This is a genomic window from Sphingobium sp. TomTYG65, assembly GCF_055395525.1.
Genome location: NZ_AP027330.1, coordinates 273348 through 293650, shown reverse-complemented (window position 1 = coordinate 293650; position 20303 = coordinate 273348). Strand labels below are relative to the sequence as shown.

22 protein-coding genes and 1 tRNA gene are annotated in these 20303 nt (G+C 63.9%); 14 read left to right on the top strand and 9 right to left on the bottom strand.

What is annotated here, in order from left to right:
• Positions 1 to 14: 14 nt before the first annotated feature.
• Positions 15 to 710 (top strand): phosphate signaling complex protein PhoU, encoded by a 696-nt coding sequence (gene phoU / locus ACZ5Y5_RS01550; RefSeq protein ID WP_464809462.1) that lies wholly within the window; start codon positions 15 to 17, stop codon positions 708 to 710.
• Between the two features lie 2 nt (positions 711 to 712).
• Positions 713 to 1414 carry a phosphate regulon transcriptional regulator PhoB gene (gene phoB / locus ACZ5Y5_RS01545; protein WP_464809461.1) on the top strand — a complete coding sequence of 234 codons (702 nt, stop codon included), beginning with the start codon at positions 713 to 715 and terminating at the stop codon, positions 1412 to 1414.
• A gap of 9 nt (positions 1415 to 1423) precedes the next feature.
• On the opposite strand, the gene ACZ5Y5_RS01540 is transcribed toward phoB, so the two are convergent.
• The 4 genes from ACZ5Y5_RS01540 to recR all read right to left on the bottom strand — a co-directional run bounded on the left by ACZ5Y5_RS01540 (position 1424) and on the right by recR (position 3368).
• Positions 1424 to 1642, bottom strand: a complete 219-nt coding sequence (locus tag ACZ5Y5_RS01540; RefSeq protein WP_464809460.1) for a hypothetical protein — start codon at positions 1640 to 1642, stop codon at positions 1424 to 1426.
• A gap of 15 nt (positions 1643 to 1657) precedes the next feature.
• Entirely contained in the window at positions 1658 to 2047 is a 390-nt protein-coding gene (locus tag ACZ5Y5_RS01535) for a four-helix bundle copper-binding protein (RefSeq protein ID WP_464809459.1), read from the bottom strand.
• A gap of 162 nt (positions 2048 to 2209) precedes the next feature.
• The gene (gene def / locus ACZ5Y5_RS01530; RefSeq protein WP_464809458.1) at positions 2210 to 2740 is read right to left on the bottom strand and encodes a peptide deformylase; all 531 of its coding nucleotides are present in this window, start codon (positions 2738 to 2740) and stop codon (positions 2210 to 2212) included.
• Between the two features lie 31 nt (positions 2741 to 2771).
• Positions 2772 to 3368 (bottom strand): recombination mediator RecR, encoded by a 597-nt coding sequence (gene recR / locus ACZ5Y5_RS01525; protein ID WP_464809457.1) that lies wholly within the window; start codon positions 3366 to 3368, stop codon positions 2772 to 2774.
• A 185-nt stretch (positions 3369 to 3553) separates the two neighbouring features.
• On the opposite strand from recR, the gene fmt reads away from it, so the two are divergent.
• Together fmt and truA are read left to right on the top strand one after the other, a co-directional pair.
• A complete protein-coding gene (fmt, locus tag ACZ5Y5_RS01520; protein ID WP_464810440.1) occupies positions 3554 to 4462 on the top strand; it encodes a methionyl-tRNA formyltransferase in 909 nt (302 codons plus the stop codon).
• A gap of 141 nt (positions 4463 to 4603) precedes the next feature.
• Positions 4604 to 5341 carry a tRNA pseudouridine(38-40) synthase TruA gene (truA, locus tag ACZ5Y5_RS01515; RefSeq protein WP_464809456.1) on the top strand — a complete coding sequence of 246 codons (738 nt, stop codon included), beginning with the start codon at positions 4604 to 4606 and terminating at the stop codon, positions 5339 to 5341.
• Positions 5342 to 5379: 38 nt separating this feature from the next.
• Here truA and ACZ5Y5_RS01510 read toward each other — a convergent pair whose 3' ends face one another.
• Positions 5380 to 6099, bottom strand: a complete 720-nt coding sequence (locus tag ACZ5Y5_RS01510) for a queuosine precursor transporter (protein ID WP_464809455.1) — start codon at positions 6097 to 6099, stop codon at positions 5380 to 5382.
• A gap of 87 nt (positions 6100 to 6186) precedes the next feature.
• Here ACZ5Y5_RS01510 and ACZ5Y5_RS01505 point away from each other — a divergent pair.
• Positions 6187 to 6263: transfer RNA gene (locus ACZ5Y5_RS01505), tRNA-Arg, on the top strand.
• A 103-nt stretch (positions 6264 to 6366) separates the two neighbouring features.
• On the opposite strand, the gene ACZ5Y5_RS01500 is transcribed toward ACZ5Y5_RS01505, so the two are convergent.
• Together ACZ5Y5_RS01500 and fsa are read right to left on the bottom strand one after the other, a co-directional pair.
• A complete protein-coding gene (locus ACZ5Y5_RS01500) occupies positions 6367 to 6717 on the bottom strand; it encodes an antibiotic biosynthesis monooxygenase family protein (RefSeq protein WP_464809454.1) in 351 nt (116 codons plus the stop codon).
• An 87-nt stretch (positions 6718 to 6804) separates the two neighbouring features.
• Positions 6805 to 7458 carry a fructose-6-phosphate aldolase gene (gene fsa / locus ACZ5Y5_RS01495; protein WP_464777802.1) on the bottom strand — a complete coding sequence of 218 codons (654 nt, stop codon included), beginning with the start codon at positions 7456 to 7458 and terminating at the stop codon, positions 6805 to 6807.
• 141 nt (positions 7459 to 7599) lie between these two features.
• Here fsa and ACZ5Y5_RS01490 point away from each other — a divergent pair, with 141 nt between their 5' ends.
• Genes ACZ5Y5_RS01490 through ACZ5Y5_RS01480 form a run of 3 tightly spaced genes read left to right on the top strand, consistent with a single transcriptional unit; the run spans position 7600 to position 10649 of the window.
• A complete protein-coding gene (locus ACZ5Y5_RS01490; protein WP_464809453.1) occupies positions 7600 to 8265 on the top strand; it encodes a DUF2490 domain-containing protein in 666 nt (221 codons plus the stop codon).
• Between the two features lie 45 nt (positions 8266 to 8310).
• Positions 8311 to 10482, top strand: coding sequence for a primosomal protein N' (locus ACZ5Y5_RS01485; protein WP_464809452.1), 2172 nt, complete (start codon positions 8311 to 8313; stop codon positions 10480 to 10482).
• Positions 10483 to 10496: 14 nt separating this feature from the next.
• A complete protein-coding gene (locus ACZ5Y5_RS01480) occupies positions 10497 to 10649 on the top strand; it encodes a DUF1289 domain-containing protein (RefSeq protein WP_464809451.1) in 153 nt (50 codons plus the stop codon).
• On the opposite strand, the gene ACZ5Y5_RS01475 is transcribed toward ACZ5Y5_RS01480, so the two are convergent.
• Entirely contained in the window at positions 10621 to 12135 is a 1515-nt protein-coding gene (locus ACZ5Y5_RS01475) for a hypothetical protein (RefSeq protein WP_464809450.1), read from the bottom strand. The two genes, ACZ5Y5_RS01480 and ACZ5Y5_RS01475, sit on opposite strands and share 29 nt — an antisense overlap.
• A gap of 77 nt (positions 12136 to 12212) precedes the next feature.
• Positions 12213 to 13274 (bottom strand): bifunctional DNA-binding transcriptional regulator/O6-methylguanine-DNA methyltransferase Ada, encoded by a 1062-nt coding sequence (ada, locus tag ACZ5Y5_RS01470; RefSeq protein WP_464809449.1) that lies wholly within the window; start codon positions 13272 to 13274, stop codon positions 12213 to 12215.
• 105 nt (positions 13275 to 13379) lie between these two features.
• On the opposite strand from ada, the gene ACZ5Y5_RS01465 reads away from it, so the two are divergent.
• The 6 genes from ACZ5Y5_RS01465 (at position 13380) to ACZ5Y5_RS01440 (ending at position 20101) form a co-directional block, all read left to right on the top strand.
• Positions 13380 to 14927 (top strand): S1C family serine protease, encoded by a 1548-nt coding sequence (locus tag ACZ5Y5_RS01465; RefSeq protein WP_464810439.1) that lies wholly within the window; start codon positions 13380 to 13382, stop codon positions 14925 to 14927.
• Positions 14928 to 15108: 181 nt separating this feature from the next.
• Positions 15109 to 15663, top strand: coding sequence for a F0F1 ATP synthase subunit delta (locus tag ACZ5Y5_RS01460; RefSeq protein WP_464809448.1), 555 nt, complete (start codon positions 15109 to 15111; stop codon positions 15661 to 15663).
• Positions 15664 to 15665: 2 nt separating this feature from the next.
• Positions 15666 to 17195 carry a F0F1 ATP synthase subunit alpha gene (gene atpA / locus ACZ5Y5_RS01455; RefSeq protein ID WP_464809447.1) on the top strand — a complete coding sequence of 510 codons (1530 nt, stop codon included), beginning with the start codon at positions 15666 to 15668 and terminating at the stop codon, positions 17193 to 17195.
• 114 nt (positions 17196 to 17309) lie between these two features.
• Positions 17310 to 18194 carry a F0F1 ATP synthase subunit gamma gene (locus ACZ5Y5_RS01450; protein ID WP_464809446.1) on the top strand — a complete coding sequence of 295 codons (885 nt, stop codon included), beginning with the start codon at positions 17310 to 17312 and terminating at the stop codon, positions 18192 to 18194.
• A 24-nt stretch (positions 18195 to 18218) separates the two neighbouring features.
• Entirely contained in the window at positions 18219 to 19664 is a 1446-nt protein-coding gene (gene atpD, locus ACZ5Y5_RS01445; protein ID WP_464809445.1) for a F0F1 ATP synthase subunit beta, read from the top strand.
• A 182-nt stretch (positions 19665 to 19846) separates the two neighbouring features.
• Positions 19847 to 20101 (top strand): ATP synthase F1 subunit epsilon, encoded by a 255-nt coding sequence (locus tag ACZ5Y5_RS01440; RefSeq protein WP_464809444.1) that lies wholly within the window; start codon positions 19847 to 19849, stop codon positions 20099 to 20101.
• Positions 20102 to 20303 lie beyond the last annotated feature (202 nt).

Genomic DNA, 20303 nt, shown 5'->3' with positions numbered 1-20303 from the left:
GGGGGAGACGAGACATGGCTGAACATACGATCAAGGCGTTCGACGAAGAAATCGACAAGCTGCGCGGCCTCATCGCCGAAATGGGCGGGCGCGCGGAAGCCGCCATCGAAAATGCGATGCTGGCCCTGCAGCGTCAGGACAAGTCGCTCGCGGCCCAGGTCGTCGCCGACGACAAGCGCATCGACGCGATCGAGGCGGAAGTCGAAAAGCTGGTGATCCAGGTCATCGCCCTGCGCGCGCCCATGGCCAACGACCTTCGCGATGTCATCGCCGCGCTCAAGATCGTCGGCGTGGTCGAGCGCATCGGCGACTATGCCAAGAACATCGCCAAGCGCGTGCCGTTGATCGCCGCCAACCAGCGCACGCTGGAGCCGGTCTCGCTCCTGCCCTCCATGGGTCAGGTTGCCGCGGAAATGGTGCATGACGCCCTCAACGCCTTCGCCGCCCGCGATGCCGATCTCGCCACCGCAGTGATCGAGCGCGACACGGTGGTGGACGATTTCTACAACAGCGTCTTCCGCAGCCTCGTCACCTACATGGTCGAAAATCCCAAGACCATCAGCGAGTGCGCGCACCTGCTCTTCATTGCCAAGAATATCGAACGGATCGGCGACCACGCCACCAACGTGGCCGAGATGGTCTATTACGCCGCGACCGGCCAGATGGCTCCGGAGCGCGAACGCGGCGGCACCCAGCCCCTGGAGAACTGATTATGGCGAGAGCCAAGATGCTTCTGGTCGAAGATGACGCGGCGCTCGCAGAACTTCTCATCTGGCACTTCAAGCGCGAGGATTTCGAGGTCGCCCACACCGTCGATGGTGAGGAGGCTCTGCTCCTGGCACAGGAAAATGTTCCCGATATCGTCCTGCTCGACTGGATGGTGGAAAGCCTGTCCGGCATCGAAGTCTGTCGCCGCCTGCGCCGCATGAATGGCACGGCCAATATCCCGATCATCATGCTCACCGCTCGTGGTGAAGAGGAAGATCGGGTGCGCGGCCTGGAAACGGGCGCGGACGATTATGTCACAAAGCCTTTCTCCCCCCGCGAACTGGTCGCCCGCGTCGGCGCAGTCCTGCGCCGCGTGCGCCCGGCCCTCGCCGGTGAGACATTGACCTTCGCCGACGTGGAAATGGATACGGTTGGGCACAAGGTCCGGCGCGGCGGTCAGGTGATCCCGCTCGGCCCGACCGAGTTCCGCCTGCTCAAGCATTTCCTGGAGCATCCCGGCTGGGTCTTCTCCCGCGAACGGCTGCTGGACAGCGTGTGGGGGCAGGACAGCGACATCGAACTGCGCACGGTCGACGTCCACATCCGCCGCCTGCGCAAGGCGATCAACGCGGACGGCAAATATCGCGACATCATCCGCACGGTCCGATCTGCGGGCTATGCGCTGGATACGGATGGGGTGGGCTGACGCGTCGCCTCAACGATCCACCGGCGGTGCCTTGTCCGCACCGGACGTTTCGCCTCTCTTGCGGTTATCTGGCGACGGATCTTCACCCCGCTGGCGAACATTCCCGCCGATCTGTGCCTCATCCCCCGGTGCGGGCTGGGGTTCATGGTGGCCCTTGCCCTCATGCTCCCTAAGCGTGGGGTCACGCAGGTTGTTTTCGCCTTTGCCCTTACCGCTATTGTCGCGCAACACACTCTCCTCATGTTATTGCACCGTCGGTACTGCGGTCGTGCAATCCTGCGCGCATTCCCGGCACATGTCCGCGCATAGCTTGCAATGCTCATGCTCGTGACGCGCACATTCTTCAGCGCATAATTCACAAGTCCGGGCGCATAGTTCGAGCGTGGCCCGCAGAACCTCGACATTGTGTGCGGTCCTGCGCGTTGCGACCTTCGCCGTGGCGGCACAGATGTCCGCACAATCCATGCAACTGCGGATGCACTGCCGCATATCCATCTGCTCGGCGGCGCAGGCATCCGCACAGGATGTGCACATCAGGCTGCAGAACATGGCGTGGCGCGCCGCGTTGGCGAGCTGCTCGTTCAGCTGCCCGGCGACATCAGGGTGAAGAGCGATCATCTTGTGAATCGACATGGCTTGGCGTCCCGTGGTTCGTGCCCGATCCCACGGCAACCGCCCCGTTCGGTGAGGGTTCCTCCCGCGCGACCAATGACTGATCCAGGATAATGGCCCCGCTCCAAACAGAAATGCCCCAGCCTTTCGGCCAGGGCATGTCATGCGATATCGTAGTTTCAGTCAGGCCGCCTTGCGCGCCTTGCTCAGCTTCTTGAGCAGCATGTCCCGCTTCAACCGCGACAGGTGATCGACGAACAGCACGCCCTGCAGATGGTCCATCTCATGCTGCAGGCAGGTCGCGAGCAGGCCCTCAAGCCGTTCCTCATGAATACGCCCATCGCGATCCATCCAGCTGGCGCGGATGGTCGCGGGACGCTCCACTTCGGCGAACTGTTCGGGCACCGACAGGCAGCCCTCATTATAGACGGACAGGTCCTCGGACGTTTCGAGAATCTCGGGATTGATGAACACCATCGGCTTCTTGACCGCTGGCGCGCCCTCTTCATCCGATTCGGGTTCCTGCAGGTCGATTACCAATACGCGCTTGGGCACGCCGACCTGAATCGCCGCCAGCCCAATGCCCGGCGCGTCATACATGGTCTCGAACATGTCATCGATCAGACGCTGCAGATCGTCATCGATCGCCTCCACCGGAGACGAAATCGTACGCAGGCGCGGATCGGGCGCCTCCAGGATAGGAAGAATGGCCATGTGGTTAAAATAGCCGCAACGACGGGCTTTTTCAAGCGACCGGACGGCGCGCGCGCAATGCCTGCGCCAAGGTGCCCTCGTCCAGATAGTCCAACTCGCCCCCGACCGGCACCCCATGGGCCAGCTGCGTCAGCCGCACTGGAAAGCGCTCCAGCCGCTCGGCCAGATAATGCGCGGTCGTCTGCCCCTCCAGCGTCGCGTTCATCGCCAGCACCACCTCGTCGATGCCGCCCGCCTCGACCCGCGCCACCAGTCCGTCGATGGAAAGGTCCTCCGGCCGCACCCCTTCCAGCGCCGACAAGCGGCCGCCCAGCACGTGGAAGCGCCCCGGGAAAAGCCGCGACTTGTCGAGCGCCCACAGGTCCGCGACATCCTCAACAACGCACAGCGCCCGCGCGTCCCGCCGTGGATCGGCGCAGATGCCGCAAGGATCGACCGTATCGACATTTCCGCATATACCGCAGGTCACGAGCCGGTCATTCACCGCGTCCAATGCGCGCAACAGCGGCTCCAGCGCACTTTCGCGCTTCTTGAGCAGATGCAGCACAGCGCGCCGCGCGGAACGCGGGCCAAGGCCGGGCAGGCGGGACAGCGCCTGCGTCAGCGCTTCGATCTCGGGAGAAGCCATGGAACCGAGATAGGGGCTTGCAAGTCCGGGGTCAAAAGAGTTGAGAGACGTCCTTGGAAATGCGCCTCAAGCGTATTTCGGATGCGGCGCCTGCCCGCTCCCCCACCCGGCCACCCAACGGCAGCATCATATGGGTGGCCGGGTGGGGGAGCGGGCCGGTGCCGGAACCCAATAAAAGGCCCGCCATGCGCATCATCTATATGGGAACCCCTGATTTCGCCGTCCCCGCGCTCACCGCGCTGGCCAAGGCGGGCCATGAGATCGCGGCGGTCTACAGCCAGCCGCCCCGCCCGGCCGGACGCGGCAAGGCGCTGCGCCCCTCCCCCGTGCACAGCCAGGCCGAAAAGATGGGCATCGAAGTGCGCATCCCGCTCTCCCTGAAGGACGCCGAGGTGCAGGCCGCCTTCGCCGCGCTCAAGCCCGATGTAGCGGTAGTCGCCGCCTATGGCCTGATCCTTCCCCTGCCCATATTGGAAGCGCCGCGCTTTGGTTGTCTGAACATCCACGCCTCCCTCCTACCGCGCTGGCGTGGGGCAGCACCGATCCAGCGCGCCATCCTGGCGGGCGACAATGTCACCGGCGTCACCATCATGGACATGGAAGCCGGGCTCGACACCGGCCCGATGCGCGCAAAGCACGTCACGCCGATCGAAGACAAGACCGCAGGCGCGCTGACCGAGGAACTGGCGCTGGCGGGAGCGGAGCTGATGGTTGAAGTGCTGGACGATCTTACCGCGCATCCTCGCGTGCCTCAGCCCGAAGAAGGCGTCACCTATGCGTCGAAGATCGACAAGGCCGAATCCCGCATCGACTTCTCCCGCGACGCGCACCAGATCGAGCGGCAGGTCCGCGCCTTCAATCCCTTCCCCGGCGCTTTCTTCGAATATCGCGGCGAACGCTTCCGCATCCTCGCCGCCCATGTGGAGGAGCATGACGGCACGCCGGGCGAATTGCTCGACAACAGCCTGCTCATCGGCTGCGGCCATGGCGCCATCCGCCCCACCCTCATCCAGCGCGCAGGCAAGGGCGCGATGTCGCCGGGCGAACTGCTGCGCGGTTACGACATGCCAGCGGGCAGTCGCGTTGATGATTAGCCCCCATATCAAGCCCCTCCCTTTCAAGGGAGGGGTTGGGGTGGGTGCGAGCGCAGCGAGCCTGAACCCCAGCCTCTTCACCCGTCACCCGTTCGTTTCGAGCGAAGTCGAGAAACACTTCCGCTCACACGGCTTGCTCCAATGACCCGCTTCGCTTTCACCGTAGAATTTGACGGCCGCCCCTTCATGGGTTGGCAGCGCCAGGCGCACGGCCCCAGCGTCCAGCAAGCCTTGGAAGACGCCATCCACGCCATCACCGGCGAACAGGCCGTGATCCACGCGGCTGGCCGCACCGACGCGGGCGTCCACGGCCTCGCCATGCGCGCGCACGCAGATATAGAAAAGCCACTCACGCCCTTCCGCCTGATGGAAGCGATGAACGCCCGCCTGCGCCCGCATCCGGTCGCCATCCTCGCCTGCGAGGTCGTACCCGACGACTGGCACGCCCGCTTCTCCTGCATCGGCCGCGCCTATATCTACCGCATAGCCAACCGCCGCGCCCCGCTGACGCTGGAGAGCGGCCTCCTATGGCGCGTCATCCAGCCGCTCGACATGGACGCCATGCAGGAAGCGGCGCAACTCCTCGTCGGCCGCCATGACTTCACCACTTTCCGCTCCGCCCATTGCCAGGCCGAAAGCCCGCTGAAGTCACTCGACCGGCTGGATGTTGAGCGCCAGGGCGACCGCATCGCCATCCATGCCGAAGCGCGCTCCTTCCTCCATCATCAGGTCCGCTCGATGGTAGGCTGCCTCGCTTTGGTCGGCATGGGCCGCTGGTCGATCGACGACATGCGCGCCGCCCGAGACGCCAAGAACCGCGCCGCGCTGGGCCTGAACGCCCCGCCTGACGGCCTCTATTTCGTGCGAGCCACCTATTAAAGCTCTCGTCATCCCAGCGAAAGCTGGGATCTCAAATCCTAGAGCCGCGTCCGGAACGGCGTGAAGTCGGTATGCTCATCATACACATCCAGCCCCTCGGCGCGCTTCAGCCCATTGACCACCATATAGGTCACCGGCGTCAGCACCGCTTCCCACAGAACCTTCAGCATCCAGTTCGTGACCATCACCGTCAGCACCTGATCCGTGGTCCAGGTGCCGTAGAAAGCAAGCGGATAGAACAGCAGGCTGTCCACCCCCTGCCCAACGACTGTCGATCCGATCGTCCGCATCCATAGATGCTTGCCTTGTGTCAGCAGCTTCATCTTCGCCAGCACGAAGCTGTTGGCGAACTCCCCCGCCCAGAAGGCGGCGAGCGAAGCGAAGACGATCCGCCAGGTGCTGCCGAACACAGCCTCATAGGCTTTCTGATCGGGCCAGCCTTCCGCCGGGGGCAGCTTCACCACCACCCAGCTCATCAGCGCCATGAACAGCATCGCGCCAAAGCCGGCCCACACGCAGCGCCGCGCGCGCGCATAGCCATAGACCTCGGTCAGTACGTCCCCAAGCACATAGCCCAGCGGAAAAAACAGGATGCCCGCGCCAAAGGTGAAGCCGAACAGCGTCGAAAGCTTCGCCGCGCCGATCAGGTTGGACAGCAGCAGGATCGCGACGAACGCTGCGATGAAGAAATCGAAATAGCGCATTGGCCGCTCAGAAAGCGCCGCGGCATCGATTTTCCGAACCCCCATATCGGTCATGGCCACTTGCATATCCGCCCGGCGCGCAAATGCAATGCCGCGCATGATTGCGCGCGCCCGCAAGCCCCGCTATCGAAGCGCCAGTGCGGCCCCGTAGCTCAGCTGGATAGAGCATTCGCCTTCTAAGCGAATGGTCACAGGTTCGAATCCTGTCGGGGTCGCCACCTGCTTTCGCCACGTCACAGGCGCCAGCCCATCATCAACATGATGAGCCCCGCGATCAGTATCGTGAAGGCCAGGAAGCCAAAGCCCCAGTCCGGGCCATCCCTATTCGCCATCGAGCGCGCTGTCGAACGGCCGCCCCCGCATCAGCAGGTCGTCCGTCACTGTCATCGTGAAGATCGGGTCCGCATCCGGCGGCACTTCGGCGATTGCATCGACAAAGGCGGCGCGCGTTTCCGGTTCATCATAGACCATCTTCTGGTCGAACGCGGCGCGCCACGTCTCTTCGTCCGGCCACTCCGCATAGCCGACGAAGCGCCCCTCCGCATCGCGATGCAGACGGGACCCGTAACTCCCATATTTCTCGCGGATCAGATCAGTCCCACGCCGCCACGCCGCGCGGAACTGCTCTTCCTTCCCCGGATGGACCCGCCACCAATAGACCGCGACGAACATGGCCTCTCTCCTTTATGGAAAGAATGACGCGCGCGGCCAGAGGTTGCGACAGGAAAAGAGATCGAACTCTCCTCCCCCGTCAATGGCTCAGAGAACCGACTGCCCGGTCTTCTCCCAATCCGCCAGGAAGCCCGCGATGCCCTTTTCAGTCAGCACATGGTTGAACAGCGCCTTGATCACCGAAGGCGGCGCCGTCATCACATCTGCGCCGATCTTCGCGCTTTCCAGCACATGGATCGGGTGCCGTACACTCGCCACCAGGATTTCGGTGTCGAACGCATAATTGTCGTAGATCAGGCGAATATCTTCGATCAGCTTCATGCCATCGAAGCCATTGTCATCGTGCCGCCCGACGAAGGGCGAGATGAAGCTCGCGCCCGCCTTGGCAGCCAACAGCGCCTGATTGGCCGAAAAGCAGAGCGTCACATTGACCATCGTGCCTTCGCTGGTCAGCGCCTTGCAGGTCTTGAGGCCATCGATGGTCAGCGGCACCTTGATGCAGACATTGTCCGCGATCTTCCGCAGCACTTCGGCTTCCTTCATCATCGTCTCATGGTCGAGCGCGACGACCTCGGCCGACACCGGGCCGTCGACGATGCCGCAGATTTCTTCCACCACTTCCATGAACTTGCGCCCCGACTTGTGGATCAGCGACGGGTTGGTGGTGACGCCGTCCAGCAGGCCGGTGGCGGCCAGGTCGCGGATTTCGTTGGTGTCGGCGGTATCGACGAAGAACTTCATGGGAATAGCTCCGGGCGGGATGTGCGAATCGCCACCCCTTTAGCCGCTGATGTCCCGATAAGCCATTATTGCCAGCGCCCAGGCTTTACGGAAACAGCTTCGCAACATTATGACGGCGGCACCTTTCCAAAGGACCCATCCATGCCCCGCTTCCTGCGCCCACGCCACATCCCGGGCGCGCTCGCCCTATCGGCCGCAACAGCCGCCATGCCCGCCGCCGCGGAAACCGAGGAAACGCAGGCTTGGGTCACCCAGTCCCTCACCATAGCCGCAACCCCCGCTGACACCGTTTCGCTCGACGTCAGCCAACGCTTCCGCCGCGACAGTTCGAACGGCGACCAGCAGACCGCCCGCGTCCTGCTCGATCATCGCATCGCAAAGGGAGTCCAGATCGGCGGCGGTTTTTCCTTCTTCCACTCCGGCCCGGAACAGGAACTACGCCTGTTCCAGCAAGCCACCTTCACCCGCGGCGTCTTCCTTGCCCGCACACGGATGGAGCAGCGCTTCTTCGACACCGCCGATCGCGCAAGCTGGCGCCTGCGCCAGCGGCTTCAAGCCGCTATTCCACTCGGCTCGCCCAAAGCGCCGACCCTGATCGCCGGCACCGAATTTTTCTTCCACCTGAACCGCGCCCGTCCCAGCGACAAGACCGGGCTCGCGGTCATGCGCCAGCAGATCGGCCTGCGTCAGCCGCTTGCCAAAAAGCTCGACGCCCAGCTGCTTTTCATGCGCCAGCAGACCTTCCGCGACAATCGCCCCGACGCCGTAGCGTACGTCCCCTGGCTGACCCTCAACTGGAAAATCTGAACGCGCCGCCTTGCCTCCCGCCCCCCAGGCGATAGGGAGGGGCAGATGAGTTCGCGCGCCCGTGTCATCCTCCTGAACGCTGCTTTGGGCCCGCTCGACTATCGCGTGCCGCACGGCATGAGCGTCAAGCCTGGCAGCATCGTCGTCGCCCCGCTTGGCCCGCGCCAGTTGATCGGCGTGGTGTGGGATGAAGACGCCTTCCCCGAAATCGAAACCGTGGGCGACAACCGCCTCCGCAACCTCGCCAGCGTCGTCGATGCCCCGCCCGTCCCGGAAACGCTCCGCCGCCTGATCGAATGGACGGCCGACTATTATCTCGCCCCGATCGCCGCTGTGCTGCGCATGACGCTCGCCTCGATGAGCGCGCTCGAGGGTGCGCGCACGGTCATCGAATATCGCGCCACCGGCGACCTTCCGGATCGCATGACCGATCAACGCGCACAGGCGATGGAGCGCATCGGCGAGCGGCAGGGCCTGATCCGCGAACTGGCGATGATCGGCGGCGTCAGCGACGCCGTCATCCGCGGTCTCGTCAAGGCCGGGGCTTTCGAAGCGGTGGAGGTCAGCGTGGACACGCCCTTCCCCGCGCCCGACCCGGACCACGCACCGCCCGTCCTGTCGGACAAGCAGGCGGAAGCGGCGAACCAGTTCGTCCAGTCGGTCGAGGATCGCAACTTCGCACCCTTCCTCCTCGACGGCGTCACCGGCTCCGGCAAAACGGAAGTCTATTTCGAGGCCATCGCCGCCGCCATCCGGCAGGGCCGTCAGGTCCTCGTCCTGCTCCCCGAAATCGCGCTCACCGAACCTTTCCTCGAACGCTTCGAAAAGCGCTTCGGCACGGTCCCCGTCAACTGGCACAGCGGCCTGCGCCAATCCGAGCGCCGCCGCGCCTGGCGCGCCATAGCGGCCGGGGAAGCCGCCGTGGTCGTCGGCGCCCGCTCCGCTCTCTTCCTCCCCTATCCCAATCTTGGCCTGATCGTCGTCGATGAAGCCCATGAAGCCAGCTTCAAGCAGGAGGATGGCGTACACTACCATGCCCGCGATGTTGCGGTAATGCGGGGCCTCATTGAGAAATTCCCCGTCATCCTCGCCTCCGCCACGCCCGCGATCGAAACGCGCCATCAGGTCGAACTTGGCCGCTATCAGGAAATCAAGCTTCCCTCCCGCTTCGGCGGCGCGGAAATGCCGGGGATAGAAGGCATCAACCTCCTCACCGACCCGCCCGAACGGGGCCGCTGGATCGCGCCGCCGCTCGTCAAGGCGATCGACGAGACGATGGAAAAGGGCGAACAAAGCCTCCTCTTCCTCAACCGCCGCGGCTATGCGCCGCTCACCCTCTGCCGCCATTGCGGTTACCGCTTCCAATGCCCTAATTGCACCAGCTGGATGGTCGAGCATCGCCTGACGAAGCGCCTCGCCTGCCACCATTGCGGCCATGTCATCCCCTCGCCCCGCTTCTGCCCGGAGTGCAAGGAAGAGGACAGCCTGGTCGCCTGCGGCCCCGGTGTCGAGCGCATCGCGGACGAGGTGAAGGCGCTCTGGCCCCAGGCCCGTACCGCCATCGTCACCTCCGACACGCTCTGGTCCCCCGCCAAGGTCGCCGAATTCGTGAAATCGGTCGAAGCGGGCGTGGTCGATATAATCATCGGCACCCAGCTCGTCACCAAGGGCTATCACTTCCCCAACCTCACGCTGGTAGGCGTGATCGACGCAGACCTCGGCCTGGAAGGCGGCGACCTGCGCGCGTCGGAGCGCACCTTCCAGCAGATCGTCCAGGTCGCAGGCCGCGCTGGCCGGGGCCAGAAGCCGGGCCGCGTCTTCATCCAAACCCGCATGCCCGAAGCCGAAGTCATCAAGGCCTTGATCGCAGGCGATTCGGAACGCTTCTACGAAGTCGAAACCGAAAATCGCCGCCGCGCTAACGCCCCGCCCTTCGGCCGCTTCGCCGCGATCATCGTGTCGAGCGAGGATGCCGATGAAGCTGCCCAGGTCGCCCGGCTGATCGGCAAGTCCGCCCCGATGATCGACGGCATGCGCATCTATGGCCCCGCGCCCGCCCCCCTCTCGGTCCTGCGCGGCCGCCACCGCCACCGCCTGCTGATCCATGCCACGAGGGCGATGGACGTGCAGGCCGCCATCCGCGAATGGCTCGGCGATCTCACCTGGAAATCTGGCACCCGCGTCGCCGTGGACGTCGATCCCTACAGCTTCATGTGACGGCCTGAACGCCCGTGGAAAGCCCCTGCGTCAACATCTGCAAGCTGGACAAGGCAGGCCGCATCTGCACCGGCTGCGGCCGCACCATCGACGAAATCCGCCGGTGGCGCGGCATGAGCAAGGCCGAACGCCGCGCCATCATTGAGCGGCTGAAGCGCTCTTCTTAGCCGGTTCGGGCTGCGCCTTGGCTGCCGCATCATATTGCGCCTTCAACTGCAGCGCGGCGTCCCGCGACTCCGACGCGTGTGGAGAATAAGCAATCGGGTCGAGCAGCCTTGAAGCTGCCACATATTTCCCTTGCCCCGCGAGTGCATGGGACAGGGCGACACGATAGTCATCATGTTGCGGCAACAATTCGAATGCCTTGTATAACCCATCGATGGCGACTTCCGGCACCGGCCCACCCCTCATCACATTATAACGGTAATATAGGTCCAGCGGCACTGGGTCTTCGGTATCGGCCCGGTTGGCTTTGACAATCGACGCGCGCGCCGCGGCCCAATCCTCCTCCTTGCCACTGTCATTCGCCCTGTTCAGCAACAGCCGCGCACGCGTGCTGTAGGCGCGCGACAGCGCGGGATCGATCGCGATCGCCCGGTCGGCATCGGCCAGCGCAGCATCATTCTGTTCCGCCGCAGCTTCGGCTTCCGCCAGTACCGCAAGCGCATAGGCATTGCCGGGATATTTCGCAGCAGTCTGGCGGATGGAACTGATGATGCCGGTAAGCTCTTCGGGCTTCGCCTTGCGCATCAGCCGCAACTCATTGTCGACAAGGGCACCCTGTACCGGATCAACCGGGCCGATGGTAATTTCCTCGATCGTCCGAGATTGCGGCGCCAACCGGGACGCTGCCAGCGGCTTCTTCATATAGGCGCGCAGATCCTTCTCCAGACCATTGATGCCGCCGGCGAAGTAGCTGTCCAGCTTCATGTCCGGCACGCCCTTGGCGATATCCATTAGGTAATGGGAGATTTCCGCCCGCCGATCCGGCCGATACTGAAAATAATGGGTCAGCAGCCAGGCAGTGCCATAATAGCGGTCGCCGTCCATCGCCCCGAGCTTCTCGGCATTGCGGGCCAGCAGCAATTTCAGAGGATAGGGCGACGCATATACCAGGCCCGGCGCGCGATACATGGGGATGTTGCCGAACTCGATTGCGCCATCTTTCGGGAATTTGATGGCTGAGAAGAACTCGGCGAACCCCTCTATGTACCAGGCCGGGTAAGCGGCCGGGAAATGGTGCAGCATGAAATGATGGGCATATTCGTGGAACAGGATCTCCTGCGCGCCCAGGTCGAACTCGTCGGCCTTCCCGTCCCGCGGCAGCACCGCGTAAGCGAAGCGGTCTGACGTGTCGTAAAGGCCCCGGGCGTTGCGATTGCGCGCCAGTTGCATGATCTGGAGGTCGCTGTTGAGCAGATAGACATGCACCGGACTGCCCGCCTCGGGATCATCGATGCGGGTGATGTGGCGGAGCAGGAAATCGAATTTCTCCAGCTTCTGCGCAAAATCGCGCAGCTTGCCCTCGCTGCCTTCACTATAGATGATGAAATGCTTGCTCTTCGCCTGCAACCAGGCCGCATGCGCCGCTCCGGGCACCACCGCCGACAGGCACAAAAGCAGGGCCAGCAGCCCCTTATATCCCCTCTTCATCACCCTACCCCCAAAGGCGTTTATCCCCGCTATTTTCTGCCGCACTCATGACCCAAATGGAAGAACAAACAGCGCCCTCAATCGCGCCCTTCCCGCTTCAGCAGCGCCTTCTTCCGTTCCAACCCATAGGCATAGCCACCCAAACTCCCGTCGCTCCGCAAGACGCGATGGCAGGGGATCAGCACCGCGAGGCCGTTGTCGCCACAGGCCGTGCCCGCCGCCCGCACGGCGCCGGGCTTCCCGACCGCCGCCGCGATCTCGCCATAGCTGCGCGTTTCGCCCGGAGGAATCGCGCGGAGGGCCGCCCACACCGCCTGTTGGAACGCGGTGCCGCACACATCGAGGGGCAGATCGATCGGCTGCCCAGGCTCCTCGATCAAGCGGACGACTTGCGCAGCCAGCCCCTCCAACGCTACGTCGCCGCCCGCTATCTCTGCCTTCGGAAAGCGACGCCGCAAATCCGTCTCATCCTCGTCGAAGCTGATCCGGCACAGCCCCTTGGCGGTCGCAGCGACCAGCACCGGACCTAGGCTCGACTTCACCACCACATGGCGGATCATGACGCCCCGTCCGCCATCCTTCCACGCGCTGGGCGTCATCCCCAGATGCCGCTCCGCATCCGCATAGGCGCGGCTCGGCGCATTATAGCCCGCATCATAGATCGCGCTGGTCACACTGGTGCCCTCCTCCAGCGCGGCCTTCAGCCTCTCCGCGCGCAGCGACCTGGCGTAAGCCGCCGGTGTCAGCCCCGTCTCGCGCTTGAACAGCCGATGGAAATGATGCGGCGCATAGCCCCCATGGGCCGCAACCTCCTCCAGCGAAGGCGGCGTCTCTGCCGCACCGATGAACAGCTTTGCTGCCTCCACTGCCAGCCTGTCCCGTCCCACTTCATCGGGCCGGCAGCGCAGGCAGGCGCGAAATCCCGCCGCCCGCGCCGCTTCCGGATCGGGCAGGAAGATCATATTCTCCCGCCGCGGATGCCGCGCTGCGCAACTGGGTTTGCAATATATGCCGGTCGTCAGCACCGCGCCGACAAACTGCCCGTCCATCGCCCGGTCGCGGCGCAGAAAAGCGTCCCAGCAGGCTTCAGGATCGATCGGCGTCTTCGTCGAGGCGTAAAGGTCGGTCATCTGGTTCATGCTTATGGAGTAGCAGAGCGGCGCGGGCCAGCCTTCCCGCGGCTTGCGGTCAAAGCATTTCACCCATTGCCTATGTGCGGGCATCGCATATGAATGCGCGCAACCATGGTCGCTCTTCTTCGTCGCCTCTGCCTCCTGCTCGCGCTCGCCTTGCCTGCTACGGCCTTGGCGGAACAGCAGGATATCGCCGCTGCCGCCCGTGGCGTGGTCCGCATCGCCATCGTCGCGACCGATGGCAGCGAAGCCTATTTCGTCGGCCATGGCAGCGGCTTTGCCATCGCGCCGGACAAGGTCATCACCAACGCCCATGTGGTGGAGCTGACACGCGAGGAGAAGAATCTCGTCATCGGCGTCATCCCGTCCGAAGGCCGCAAAAGCTATGGCGGCCGCGTCATCGCCTATTCGCCCGGCAACGACCTCGCGCTCATTCAGCTGGAGGAAGGCCGCCTTCCCGTCAGCACCTTTTATGCAGGCGCGGTCAGCGATGGGCAGCATGTCACCGCCATCGGCTACCCCGGCACCGTCGATCGCGCGCAGGGCCTTGGCCTCAAGCAGATGGTAGAGCCGCTCAGCACGGTAAAGACCAGCGGCAACATATCCTCCGGCCGCTCCAGCCAGAGCTTCGACACCATCCTCCACACCGCGCCGCTCGCCGCCGGGAACAGCGGCGGCCCGCTGGTCGATGATTGCGGCCGGGTGCTGGGCGTCAACAGCTTCGGCTCCGTATCGGACGGCAATGACGCCGAGTTCGGATTCGCCGTCTCCTGGCGCGAAGTCGCCTCCTTCCTCCGTCAGGCGGGAGTCTCCTCCCTCCACACGGTCGTGCCCTGCCGCTCCATGGCCGAAGCCGACGCAGCCGAGGCAGCCCTCACCCAGCGTGAGGCGCAGCAGAGCGAACAATCCGAACGCGCCAAGGCCGATGCGCGCGAAGCCGCCCTCGAAAAAGCCCGCGACACCGCCGAGCGCGACGTCATCTCCGCGCGCGAAAATGCGATGGCTGGGGCAGCGGTCCTCCTCGCCCTCGCCGTCCTCGGCTTGGGCGCAGGCGGGCTTTTCTACAGCCAGGGCCGTGAACGGCGCGCAACCTGGTTCCTGGCCGGCGGTGGCCTCTTATTGCTGGGCGCCTTCGCCATCTTCTTCCTGAAACCCAGCTTTTCCAGCATCGACGATAGGGTGAAGCTACCCGACGACAACCGCGTCACGGGCAACAATGCCTATGCGTGGGAGGGCGACAATATCTGCCGCATCGATCTCAACCGCAGCCGCCTCACCATCTCCGAAGCAAACGACATTCCCTTCCACTGGAGCCAGAGCGGCTGCGTCAACGGCAACAGCCAATATATTGCCGCAGGCAATGAGTGGGAACGGGCCAGCGTGCCCGATTCCGGCAATTTCATCACGGTCAGCCGCTTTGACCCTGCAACGGGCACATTGCGCGTCCAGCGCTGGCTGCCGGACAGCGACACGATGGACAAGGCACGCGCGCTGCTGAAGGATGGCCCCATCAAAGCATGCGGCAGCGAATCCGACCTGCTCGCGAAAATCGCCGGACTGCGGTCCGATCTCGCCACGCTCCTGCCTGCCCAGCCCAATGAGCGGCTAGTCTATCATTGCCGCAAGGGCCGCCTCGCCCCGTCCGATCTATCCAACTGACGGGAATCCGGCGGCAGGACGCGCCGGCAAATCGCCTTGATTCCATCCTTGTGACGGAATCGCGTTCCATGACTTGCATAGTCATAATCCCGCTGCTAACCGGCCCGGCAACAGGGGAACGGGCAGCTACTGCTCCCCTCTTTTTGCATGACCGGCAAATCAAGTGGAGGACGGTAAGCGCGTGGAGACTACCGGCGGCATTCAGGCTAGCCTCAGCGGCCGCTACGCGGTTGCGCTGTTCGATCTGGCTCGCGACGGCAACGCCCTCGACACCGTGGCGGGCAGCCTCGGCGCGATCAAGGCGGCACTCGCCGAATCGGCGGATTTCAAGGGCCTCATCAATAATCCGGTGCTGAGCCGCGATACCGCGAGCAAGACGGTTGCGGCCGTTGCGGCGTCGATGGGCCTCGACTCACTCACCACCAAGTTCCTGGGCGTCCTGGCGCAGAACCGCCGCCTCGCGCAGCTGCCTGCCGTCATCCGCGCCTATGAGACGCTGCTGTCGAATCACAAGGGCGAAACCCGCGCCGAAGTGACGAGCGCGCATCCGCTCGACGCAAATCAGCTCACCGCCCTGCAGCAGAGCCTGCGGGCCCGTGTCGGCCGCGAAGTCGCGGTCGATGCAAAGGTCGATCCCGCGATCCTCGGCGGGCTGGTCGTCAAGATCGGCAGCCAGATGATCGATTCCTCCATCCGCACCCGTTTGAATAGTCTCGCCCTGGCGATGAAAGGCTGAACATGGATATCAACGCCGCAGAAATTTCGAAGGTCATCAAGGACCAGATCGCCAATTTTGGCACCGAAGCGCAGGTGAGCGAAGTCGGTTCCGTGCTGACCGTGGGTGACGGCATCGCCCGCGTCCATGGCCTCGACAACGTCCAGGCGGGCGAAATGGTCGAGTTCGCCAATGGCGTGCAGGGCATGGCGCTCAACCTCGAAGCCGACAATGTCGGCGTCGTGATCTTCGGCTCGGACGCCGAGATCAAGGAAGGCGACACCGTCAAGCGCACCGGCACCATCGTCGACGTTCCGGTCGGCAAGGGCCTGCTCGGCCGCGTCGTTGACGGCCTCGGCAACCCGATCGACGGCAAGGGCCCGATCGCTTACACCGAGCGCAAGCGCGTTGAAGTCAAGGCGCCGGGCATCATCCCCCGCAAGTCGGTGCACGAGCCTGTGCAGACCGGCCTCAAGGCGATCGACGCCCTCGTCCCCGTCGGCCGTGGCCAGCGCGAACTGATCATCGGCGACCGCCAGACCGGCAAGACCGCCGTCGCGATCGATACCTTCATCAACCAGAAGGGCATCAACGCGGGCGATGACGAGAGCAAGAAGCTCTACTGCATCTACGTCGCCGTCGGCCAGAAGCGCTCGACCGTCGCGCAGATCGTCAAGCAGCTCGAAGAAAATGGCGCGATGGAATATTCGATCGTCGTCGCCGCGACTGCTTCGGAGCCCGCTCCGCTCCAGTATCTGGCGCCCTACACCGGCGTCACCATGGGCGAATTCTTCCGCGACAACGGCATGCACGCCGTGATCGTTTATGACGACCTTTCCAAGCAGGCCGTCGCCTATCGTCAGATGTCGCTGCTGCTGCGTCGTCCTCCGGGCCGCGAAGCCTATCCCGGCGACGTGTTCTACCTGCACAGCCGCCTGTTGGAGCGTGCAGCCAAGATGAACGACGCGAACGGCGCTGGCTCGCTGACCGCCCTGCCGATCATCGAAACGCAGGCGGGCGACGTGTCGGCCTACATTCCGACCAACGTGATCTCGATCACCGACGGCCAGATCTTCCTCGAAACCAACCTCTTCTACCAGGGCATCCGTCCGGCCATTAACGTGGGCCTGTCGGTGTCGCGCGTCGGCTCCGCCGCGCAGACCAAGGCGATGAAGAAGGTTTCCGGCTCGATCAAGCTGGAGCTGGCCCAGTATCGCGAAATGGCGGCCTTCGCCCAGTTCGGTTCGGACCTCGACGCTTCGACCCAGAAGCTGCTGAACCGTGGCGCGCGCCTGACCGAGCTGCTGAAGCAGGCCCAGTTCTCGCCGCTGCCCTTCGAAGAGCAGACCGCGTCGATCTTCGCCGGCACCAACGGCTATCTGGACAATGTCGCCGTCAAGGATGTGACGCGTTACGAAGAGCTGATGCTCGCCTATCTGCGCCACGACCATGCCGACGTCCTCGCCGCGATCCGCGACAGCAAGGATCTGGGCGACGATGCCAAGGGCAAGCTGAAGGCCGCGCTCGACAGCTTCGGCAAGACCTTCGCCTAATATTTAGCCGTCACCCCAGCGCAAGCTGGGGTCTCAGGCCGGATAGGTCCGACCTGGGGGCGTGAGATGCCAGCTTGTGCTGGCATGACGGAACAGGATTGAACGAGACGGTACATGGCCAGCCTCAAGGAACTGAAGCTCCGCATCGGGTCGGTGAAATCGACCCAGAAGATCACCAAGGCGAAGCAGATGGTCGCCGCGGCGAAGCTGCGCAAGGCGCAGGCCGCTGCTGAAGCCGCTCGCCCCTATTCCAGCCGTCTCGAAGCGGTCGTCGCCAGCCTCGCCTCGAAGATCGCGGGTGGTTCGGGCGAAGGCGCGTCGCCCCTGCTCGCGGGCACCGGCAAGGATGATGTCCATCTGCTGGTCGTCGCCAACTCCGACCGAGGCCTTGCTGGCGCGTTCAACGCCAACATCGTCAAGGCCGCGCGTGCCAAGGCTGATGAGCTGATCGAGCAGGGCAAGACCGTCCGCTTCTACCTGATCGGCCGCAAGGGCCGTCCGGTCATCAACCGCGCCTTCCCCGGCATGATCGTCGCCCAGTTCGACACCACCGGAGCCAAGGAGCCCGGGTTTGACCAGGCGCAGGAAATCGCGCGCGAACTGACCGAGATGTATTTGAACGGCAAGTTCGACGTTGCGCATCTCTTTTATTCGCAGTTCAAGTCGGCTCTCGCCCAGATCCCGACCGAACAGCAGATCATCCCGGTCAAGATCCCGGAAGACGCTGACCGCAACGCCATCGGCGCGACGGTGGAATATGAGCCGAGCGAGGAAGCGATTCTCGACGACCTGCTGCCGCGCAACATCACGGTCCAGCTCTTCAAGGCGCTGCTCGAAAACAATGCGTCCGAACAGGGCGCTTCGATGACCGCCATGGACAATGCGACCCGCAATGCCGGCGACCTCATCAACAAGCTGACCATTCAGTATAACCGCAGCCGTCAGGCAGCGATCACCACCGAACTGGTCGAAATCATTTCGGGCGCCGAAGCCCTCTAAGATCACGCACGCAAGGAAGCAGTCATGGCAACCACCAACAATGTAGGCCGCATCTCGCAGGTCATCGGCGCTGTCGTCGACGTGACCTTCCCCGATGCACTCCCCGCCATTCTCTCGGCGCTGGAAACCAGCAACAACGGCCAGCGCCTTGTGCTGGAAGTCGCCCAGCATCTGGGTGAAAACACCGTCCGCACCATCGCGATGGACTCGACCGACGGTCTGACCCGCGGTCAGGAAGTGACCGACACCGGCGCGCAGATCAGCGTTCCCGTCGGCCCGGCTACCCTCGGCCGCATCCTGAACGTCGTCGGTGAGCCGATCGACGAGCGCGGCCCGGTGGAAACCACCCTCTCCGCCCCGATCCACGCCAAGGCTCCCGAGTTCGTCGATCAGTCGACCGACAGCTCGATCCTGGTCACCGGCATCAAGGTCATCGACCTTCTCGCCCCTTACGCAAAGGGCGGCAAGATCGGCCTGTTCGGCGGCGCTGGCGTCGGCAAGACCGTGCTCATCCAGGAACTGATCAACAACATCGCGAAGGGCCATGGCGGCACCTCGGTTTTCGCGGGCGTCGGTGAGCGTACCCGCGAAGGTAACGACCTCTATCACGAGTTCCTCGACGCCGGCGTTATCGCCAAGGACGCCGACGGCAACGCGATCAGCGAAGGTTCGAAGGTGGCGCTGGTTTACGGCCAGATGAACGAGCCCCCGGGCGCCCGCGCTCGCGTCGCCCTGTCGGGCCTCACCATCGCGGAATATTTCCGCGACCAGGAAGGCCAGGACGTGCTCTTCTTCGTCGACAACATCTTCCGCTTCACCCAGGCGGGCGCGGAAGTGTCCGCTCTGCTCGGTCGTATTCCTTCGGCCGTGGGCTATCAGCCGACCCTCGCGACCGACATGGGCGCGCTGCAGGAGCGCATCACCTCGACCAACAAGGGTTCGATCACCTCGGTGCAGGCCGTGTACGTCCCCGCGGACGACTTGACCGACCCGGCGCCCGCGACCTCGTTCGCGCACTTGGACGCCACCACCGTTCTCAACCGCGCCATTTCGGAATTGGGCATCTATCCGGCGGTCGATCCGCTCGACTCCACCAGCCGCGTGCTGGAGCCGCGCACCGTGGGCCAGGAACATTATGACACCGCCCGCGCGGTGCAGTCGATCCTGCAGAAGTACAAGTCGCTTCAGGACATCATCGCGATCCTGGGCATGGACGAACTCAGCGAAGAAGATAAGCTGACCGTCGCCCGCGCCCGCAAGATCCAGAAGTTCCTGTCGCAGCCCTTCCACGTCGCCGAAGTCTTCACCGGCATCTCGGGCAAGTTCGTCCAGATCGAAGACACGGTGAAGTCGTTCAAGGCCGTGGTCGAAGGCGAATATGACCATCTGCCCGAAAACGCCTTCTACATGGTCGGCGGCATCGACGAAGCCATCGAAAAGGCGAAGAAGCTGGCCGCTGAAGCGGCGTAAGCTGAACAAAACTAACCCCTCCCTTTCAAGGGAGGGGTTGGGGTGGGTAGCTCGCGCAGCGAGCTTCTAACCCATCCCGACAGGCTGCAGGCGATTGCTTACGCAATCGCACCCACCCCCTGCCCTCTTAGGAGGGTCCCGTGCCCCTCCTAAGACTTGAAAGGGAGGGGGGAGAGTTAAAGATGGCACTGCATTTCGAACTCGTGACCCCCGAAAAGCTCGTCCGTTCGGAAGAGGTCTATCAGGTCGTCGTCCCCGGCACCGATGGCGACTTCGGCGTGCTGGAAGGCCACGCCCCCTTCATGTCCACCGTCCGCGACGGCGCGATCCAGATCTTCGCCAGCGCCGGTTCCACACCCGAAATCATCCCTGTCCAGGGCGGCTTTGCGGAAGTGAATGAAAAGGGTCTTACCGTCCTTGCGGAGCATGCCGGCTGACGGCCGCAACAACTGCTCTCACGTAAATTGGGAAGGCCGCGCTCCACACCTCGGAGCGCGGCCTTTTTGCTGTGGCGCGCCTGGGACACGAGCCTCCCGATCCATTAGCCATTTGTCAAAGTTTCCGCCCTATTCACCATTTCCAGCCATATTTGATCGGTCTCTTTGTGGTTGGCTGGACCGATTGGAACATCCCGGCGGA